The organism is Desulfovibrio sp. SGI.230 (assembly GCF_050313065.1).
Lineage (GTDB): Bacteria > Desulfobacterota > Desulfovibrionia > Desulfovibrionales > Desulfovibrionaceae > Desulfovibrio.
On record NZ_JBNPKS010000021.1, the window covers coordinates 25,346 to 32,179 of the forward strand.

Here is a 6,834-nt window from a genome sequence, read left to right on the forward strand (position 1 = left end):
CTCAAGGAGCGGATATGGTCAACTGGCACAAATTCTTCACTTCCATCCTCGATACCATTTCCGACGGTGTTTTCATTTCCGACGCCATGGGCACCACCCTGTATGTGAACCAGATGTATGCCGATCTGGTGGGGGTGCCTGCCCGGGACCTGCGGGGCAAGAACGTGCGCGACCTGGTCAGCGAAGGCTTTTTCGACCTGGCCCTGAACCCCGAAGTGGTGCGCACGGGCAAGCCCGCCACCTATATGCAGAAGCTCAAGGACGGCAAGAACGTGGTCATCTCCGGGTCGCCCGTTTTTGACGACAAGGGGCGCGTCTGTCTGGTGGTCACCTTCGTGCGCGACGAGACCCGCCTGGCCGAGCTCAACGAGCAGACCGGCGAGCAGCGCAAGCTCATCAAGGAGATCAACGACAAGCTGGCCTTCGTGGCCCAGTCCCAGGGGCGCGACCTGGAACCGGTCTTCGCCAGCAGCGCCATGCAGTCGGTGGCCATGGAGCTCAAGCGCTACGCCAGTACGGACGCCACCGTGCTCATCATGGGCGAGACCGGCGTGGGCAAGGACGTGTTCGCCCGCCTGACCCATCGCTGGAGCCGCCGCAAGGACAAGATCCTGCTCAAGGTGGACTGCGGCGGCATCTCCGAGACCCTGACGGAATCGGAAATCTTCGGTTATGTGCCCGGTGCCTTCACCGGTGCGTCCAGCAAGGGCAAGCCCGGCTATTTCGAGATCGCCGACGGCAGCACCATCTTCCTCGATGAAGTGGGCGAGCTGCCCCTTTCCATGCAGACGCGCCTGTTGCGCGTGCTGCAGGACAACGAGATCGTGCGCGTGGGCAGCTCCCAGCCCCGCAAGGTGGACGTGCGCATCATCGCCGCCACCAACCGCAACCTTGAGGAATGCGTGGAGGCGGGCACCTTCCGCCGTGACCTGTTCTATCGTCTCAACGTGGGCACGGTACGCATCCCGCCCCTGCGCGAGCGGCCCGAGGACGTGCGCGTGCTGGCGGAGCTCTTCCTGCGCCAGTACACCACCAAATACCGCAAGAAGCTGGCCTTCATGGACATCACGCTGGACATGCTGGCCCAGTACCGCTGGCCGGGCAACGTGCGCGAATTGCAGAACCTGGTCCACAGCCTGGTCATCACCCGGCAGGGGCCCCGCATCTCGCCCCGCGACCTGCCGTCCAACATCAGCGGCCTGCACGACGAGAGCGGCGGCCATCTGGATGCCGTGCTCATGCAGGCCCGGCCCCTGCGCGAGATCATCGCCGACATGGAGCGGGATTTTTTGCGCCGGGCCATCGAGGTGCACGGTTCCGTCCGCCGGGTCTCGGAGCTGTTCCAGGTCAACCGCAGCACCATCTTCCGCAAGCTGCAGGGCAGCAAGGGACACGACAAGGACGAGGATGCCGGTTCGGCTTCCTGATGCCGTCTTCCTCCCGGCTTGATCGTTCGCATGACGCAAAAAAGGCGCTTCCCCGAGGGGAAGCGCCTTTTTCGTCGGTATCGCGGAAAGCCCGGCTAGGCCTGGGCAGCGTCCTTTTGCTTGTTGCGCCGGCGCAGCACCAGCATGGTCACCACCATGAAGATCAGGCCGGACGCGAAGCCGGGCAGCAGGCTGCCGTGCATGAGGCCGGAGACCATGTAGCCCACCGCGCTGCTGGCCGCCACCACACAGGCATAGAGCATCTGGGTGGAGACGTGTTCCAGATGGGCGCAACCGGCGCCGGCACTGGACAGGATGGTGGTGTCGGAGATGGGCGAGCAGTGGTCGCCGAAGACGCTGCCGGCCAGGGTGGCGGACAGGCAGATCAGCACCAGGTTGGGATCCACGGCCTGGGCGACGGGCACCACGATGGGGATCAGGATGCCGAAGGTGCCCCAGGCGGTACCGGTGGAGAAGCTCAGGAAGCCGGCCACCACGAAGATGATGGCGGGCAGCAGGCCGCCGGAGATGCCGCCGTCGGCCACCATGGTCTTGACGAAGAGCGGGGTCTGCAGCAGGTCACGGCACACGCCACTGATGGCCCAGGCCAGCACCAGGATGGTGTTGGCGGGCATCATGGCCTTCATGCCTTCACCGGCGCAGTCCATGAAGGACTTGAGGCTCATGAGCCCTCTGGGCACGAACATGAAGAAGGCCACGGTGATGGCGCCGAAGGAGGCCCAGACCAGGGCCTTGGAGGCGCTGCAGTTGCCGAAGGCCGCCGCCAGGGTGTGGTAGGCGGGATCGCTGCCCCAGTAGCCGCCGCTGTAGAGCAGGGCCAGCACGGCGAAGACGATCAGGCTGCCGATGGGCACGAGCATGTCCATCAGGTGGCCCTTGGCGCTGGCGCCCATCTCGGCCTGTTCGGCGTCCACGTTGCCCAGTTCGCCCTGCTGGGCGCGCAGTTCGGCCTTGCGCATGGGGCCGAAGTCGAAGTTGCCCAGGCAGACCATGACCACCATGATGATGGAGAACAGGGCGTAGAAGTTGTAGGGGATGGTGGCCACGAAGGCGGCGAAATCGCTTTCAAAGGCGCCGGTGGCTTTCAGGTTGCTGCCCACGGCGGCGGCCCAGCTGGAGATGGGCGCGATGATGCAGATGGGGGCGGCGGTGGCGTCGATGATGTAGGCCAGCTTGGCGCGGGAGATCTTGTAGCGGTCCGTCACCGGGCGCATGACCGTGCCCACGGTGAGGCAGTTGAAATAGTCGTCGATGAAGATGAAGGCGCCCAGGCCGCCGGTGGAGAGCATGGCCACGCGTTTGCTCTTGATGCGCTTGGTGGCCCAGTTGCCGTAGGCACGGGTACCGCCGGCACGCGAGATGGTGAACACCAGCGCGCCCAGCAGGGTACAGAAGATGATGATGTTGAAATCGACCTTGTTCACCATGGTGGTGAAGGCGATCTCCACGGGCTTGATGATCAGGTCGCCCGTGCCCATGCCCAGGCAATAGATGACGGTGCCGCTGAGAATACCGAGGAAGAGGGAGGAAATGACTTCCTTGGTGATCAGGGCCAGGGTGATGGCGATGATGGGCGGCAGCAGAGAGAGCCAACCCGCGTCAAACGGATCCATGAACATGCTCCTGTCTTGAAGGTCTGGAAGGCGCAGCGCCGCATACGGCTTACCGGCATCCCCCGCCGGCGCGTGATCTTCCCGGTCGCGCTGGACTGCGTGCGCGGAAGCATATCATGCGCGCCTTGGAGCGGCAATACAAAACGGCCGGGAAAACCGGGACGGATAGGGCCTCAGGCCGGGCCGTCGCGGAGCCCGTCACGAAAAAACGCCTGAGGACTGTCCTCAGGCGTTTTTATCCGGCGTATCAGAGAAAAGGCGGAAGGCGCGGGCTACAGGCTGATCTCGCCGTACTGGGCCTCGTACTGCTGGATGGCCTGCACCAGGGCGGCAGCCAGGCGCTTGGCGCTCTCAGGGCTCATGCCGATGGTCTGCTGGGGCCGGACGGCCAGCACCGGGCCCTGCTGGTCGTTTTCCTGACGGCTCACGCAGGCCGTGAGCAGGATCTCGCCACGGGCAAAGGTGGTCTGGAAGGCATTGGCATAGATGGTGCCCATACCGGGGGCGGGCAGCATGGCCACACGCATCTGCGGCTGTTCGGGCTGCTGTTCCGGGGCATGGCTGTTGGCGGGAGTTTTTTTCAGGGCGGGCATGCTCTTCTCCTATTTCTTGTTCGGGGTTTTGGCGGGCTTTTCCTTTGCCGCCGGAGCCGCCTCATCAGGGCCGTCGGCATGGGTCCGGATGCTGACCCGGGGCAGCTCGGCGAATTGGACGCTGCCCGCATCCATGCGGCTGATGATCTCGGCGGTGATGTCCATGGACGCAGGAGCGGAAAGGACGTTCTGGCGGGCCATGACGGCCACGTCGCCCTTGTCGGCGCGCCATGCTTCGATCTGGGCCAGCATGTGCTTGCTGACCACGTCGCGGGCGGCGGCCTGTTCCAGGGCCATCTGGCGCTGCAGCAGGGTCAGCCCCTGGCGCAGCTCCTGCTGGCGCTTTTCTTCAGGGCTTTTTTTCAGTTCTTCCTGATAGGCGGCCAGGCCGTTCTGCAGGATGGTCTGGACCTTGCCCAGATGCTCGTTGGCCTGCTGTGCGGCCTTGGACTGGCTGAGGACGCGTTCCACATCCACGCAGACCACGTCAGGGCCGGTGTCCAGGCAACCGGACAGGGGCAGGGTCAGCATGAGGGCAAGGCCGGACAAAAAACGGGAAAGATGGGGCATGGCTCTCTTCCTTGGAGTGTGTTTTTACCCACCTGAGTAATTCTTGTGCATTCCATGATATGGATCAGTTGTCGGTGAAAATGTTGGGGAAGCGAAGAGGAAGATCCGTTGCGGACCGGAAAACCAGCAGGGCCGGTCCCCCGGAAGGTGCGGAGACCGGCCCTGTTGAAGCGCGGCGGTCGTGACTCTCAACGGCCGCCGCGCAGGCTGGATGTTTAGAACTCGTAACGGAAGCTGCCGAACACACCGTGGCCGGTGGTATGCTGACCGGCCTGCAGGGTGTAGTTAACGCCGAAGCTCATGGTGTCGTTACCCATTTCCAGGCCGACGCCGCCCTGCCAGGTGAGGTAGTCCATCATCTGGGTCTCCAGCTCGGCCGTGGTCGGGGCACCGGTGAAGCGCACGTCTTCCTTGGCCTTGATGTCGCCGGCGGCCGGGATCACGCTGAAGTCGATGCTGGGCTTGACGGACCAGCCGCTGTCCAGAGTGAAGTCCTTGCTGAAGGTCACGCCCACCGGGAAGGTCCAGATGTCCTGATGGAAACCGTCGCCTTCCATCACCGTGCCGCCGTTGGCGTCCACGTCATAGCCCCAGGTATTGAGGCTCATGTAGCGCACGCCTACATGCGGGATGACGTCCAGCACGCTGGTCTCCAGCTTGTATTCGGCACGCAGACCGGCGCTGATGGCCGTAGCCTGCACGTCGGCTTCCAGATCGCCCATGCGCATGCCGGGATCGAGCTCCTGCTTCAGCTGGTTCCATGTGCTGGTGTAGGAGACGTCGGCCATGACGGCGAAGTTTTCGTAGTTCCAGCCGGCGTAGGCGCCCAGGCCCCAGAAGCTCATATTGTTCTCGGTGCTGTTGAGGTCGCCACCGCTGGTCTCGGCATAGCCGCCACCGATATTGAAGGTGATACCGGCACGGATGGCGTTCTCGAAGGTGTAGTCGGCGCCCAGGGAGACGCCGCCCAGATTGCCGCTGAAGCCGTAATCGAGGTTGCCGGCCTCCATGCCCCAGCCGTGCTGGCTCTGCCACAGGGGCGCGATCCACAGGGCGAAGCCGGTGGTATTGCGGTCCACGATCTGGCCTTCGGCGTTCATGGCCTGCGCACCGTCGGCCGGATTGGCGAAGCCCAGACGGTTGACCACGGCATTGGTGGCCGCGTCGGAAGCCATCTTAGTCATCTGCGGCACGGCACCGGCAAAGGCGATACGGGCCGCGCTTTCGATGGTGGCCGCTGCCTTGCCCGCGTCGGCGATGTAGCCGCTGTTGGCGGCGCGGCTCAGGAAGCGCACGCCCATGGCATCACTGTTCACGTCAGTGAGGCTGTTGTCCCAGACAGAGGCCATGAGCGGATCCAGATCGCTGTCCAGACCGGGCAGCACGTCACTGGCTTTATTTATGCTCGTCGTGATAATGACCTTGGGTTGCGTGTTCGATGTAACAATGTCCGCCGTCTGGTGCAGCATACGGTCAGGGTTGGTAATAGTAACAGTGGGCTGACTGGAGTCAGCTCCTCCTGTGATGGTTATGGCACCCGTATCCGTCAGCAATATGATGTTTTCACCAGGTTTAATAAATGCTGCCGCAGTTGGGTCTGTAAATGTACCACCAGTTATATTGATTTTATGATCTCCTTCAGAAGGGGGGGAGTCCCATCTGTAGCATATTCAATTTTACCATTAATTGTAGCATCTTCAACAGTTACAGATACTTTATCATATCCATTCTTTGGCCAGTAATAGGCATCAAAAGCATGCTGTCCATCGGCAGCATTGATTGTAGTACCACCTTTAATGGTTGTATCACCATGATTATTTGAAAGAACATATTCTGTATTTGTGGAACCATTGAGAGTTACTTTATCCAAAGTAAGATTGCAATAATTTTGGATAAGAATTTTTGCAGAATCAGTTCCTGCAACAATGGTGCCATTAGTTATTGTAATACTGCCACCTTTGAGAAGCTGAAAGCCATTCGTTTCCGTACCAGTTGAACCAACAGTTGGATTTGTGACAGTATATGTATGGCCATTGAGATTAATGGTAAGTCCATCTTTGGACCCGGTTTCAATTTTGATGCCGGCCCCCGTGAAGTCCTGAAGGAGCCTGACAGTCTCTCCTGGTTGTGCAGCAGATACAGCTGCTGCAAGGCTATCATAATTCCTTCCGCCGACGCTAGCCACATCCGCGGCCCCCGCGGCCGCCGCGCCGCCCATCACCAGCATGCTGGCCACGGCCAGCGAGCCGAAGACGTTGAGCAGGTGGCATTTCTTGAGGACCGCTTTGTAGCGGTTGATGAGGTTCCCGATAGCTCCCTTGGTCAGTTGCATACAGATTTCTCCCGAATTTGCGACGTCCGGCCAACAACGGGCGTCAGGTGTACAGGCAGGCTGTCAGGGCGCGAGACAAAGAACCGCTGCAATTAATGATAATGAATACAGTATATTGCATGTGGACTGCCCATAACAGCATTGCGTTCGCAAATGTGGGCGGATATGATGCTCCTAATGATGATGGAGAATGGAACAAAATATCGCCCACACTCTTTTGTTAGGACAGAATTCAGGTAGAGTAAACAAAAAATGTTCTTTAATATCTATTTTTTTGT

6 protein-coding genes are annotated in these 6,834 nt (G+C 60.8%); 1 reads left to right on the forward strand and 5 read right to left on the reverse strand.

Annotated features, from left to right (window positions below; genetic code table 11):
- The first annotated feature begins 14 nt into the window (after positions 1 to 14).
- Positions 15 to 1,427: a sigma-54 interaction domain-containing protein gene (locus ACQRAG_RS11560; protein WP_297230548.1), complete on the forward strand. Its 1,413-nt coding sequence runs from the start codon at positions 15 to 17 to the stop codon at positions 1,425 to 1,427.
- A gap of 95 nt (positions 1,428 to 1,522) precedes the next feature.
- Here ACQRAG_RS11560 and ACQRAG_RS11565 read toward each other — a convergent pair whose 3' ends face one another.
- The 5 genes from ACQRAG_RS11565 to ACQRAG_RS11585 form a co-directional block, all read right to left on the reverse strand.
- On the reverse strand, positions 1,523 to 3,061 hold the full coding sequence (locus ACQRAG_RS11565) for a Na+/H+ antiporter NhaC family protein (RefSeq protein ID WP_320619993.1): 1,539 nt from the start codon (positions 3,059 to 3,061) through the stop codon (positions 1,523 to 1,525).
- Between the two features lie 272 nt (positions 3,062 to 3,333).
- Entirely contained in the window at positions 3,334 to 3,654 is a 321-nt protein-coding gene (locus tag ACQRAG_RS11570) for a DUF3467 domain-containing protein (RefSeq protein WP_329968175.1), read from the reverse strand.
- A gap of 9 nt (positions 3,655 to 3,663) precedes the next feature.
- Positions 3,664 to 4,224, reverse strand: a complete 561-nt coding sequence (locus tag ACQRAG_RS11575; protein ID WP_329968177.1) for an OmpH family outer membrane protein — start codon at positions 4,222 to 4,224, stop codon at positions 3,664 to 3,666.
- A 215-nt stretch (positions 4,225 to 4,439) separates the two neighbouring features.
- Entirely contained in the window at positions 4,440 to 5,693 is a 1,254-nt protein-coding gene (locus tag ACQRAG_RS11580; RefSeq protein WP_329968179.1) for an autotransporter outer membrane beta-barrel domain-containing protein, read from the reverse strand.
- Positions 5,694 to 5,839: 146 nt separating this feature from the next.
- Positions 5,840 to 6,556, reverse strand: coding sequence for a hypothetical protein (locus ACQRAG_RS11585; RefSeq protein ID WP_427805331.1), 717 nt, complete (start codon positions 6,554 to 6,556; stop codon positions 5,840 to 5,842).
- Between the last annotated feature and the right edge of the window lie 278 nt (positions 6,557 to 6,834).

Coding starts and splice junctions, on each gene's coding strand:
- ACQRAG_RS11565 (WP_320619993.1), bottom strand. CDS start 3,061: ATGGATCCGTTTGACGCGGGTTGGCTCTCTCTGCTGCCGCCCATCATC.
- ACQRAG_RS11560 (WP_297230548.1), top strand. CDS start 15: ATGGTCAACTGGCACAAATTCTTCACTTCCATCCTCGATACCATTTCC.
- ACQRAG_RS11570 (WP_329968175.1), bottom strand. CDS start 3,654: ATGCCCGCCCTGAAAAAAACTCCCGCCAACAGCCATGCCCCGGAACAG.
- ACQRAG_RS11580 (WP_329968179.1), bottom strand. CDS start 5,693: ATGCTGCACCAGACGGCGGACATTGTTACATCGAACACGCAACCCAAG.
- ACQRAG_RS11585 (WP_427805331.1), bottom strand. CDS start 6,556: ATGCAACTGACCAAGGGAGCTATCGGGAACCTCATCAACCGCTACAAA.
- ACQRAG_RS11575 (WP_329968177.1), bottom strand. CDS start 4,224: ATGCCCCATCTTTCCCGTTTTTTGTCCGGCCTTGCCCTCATGCTGACC.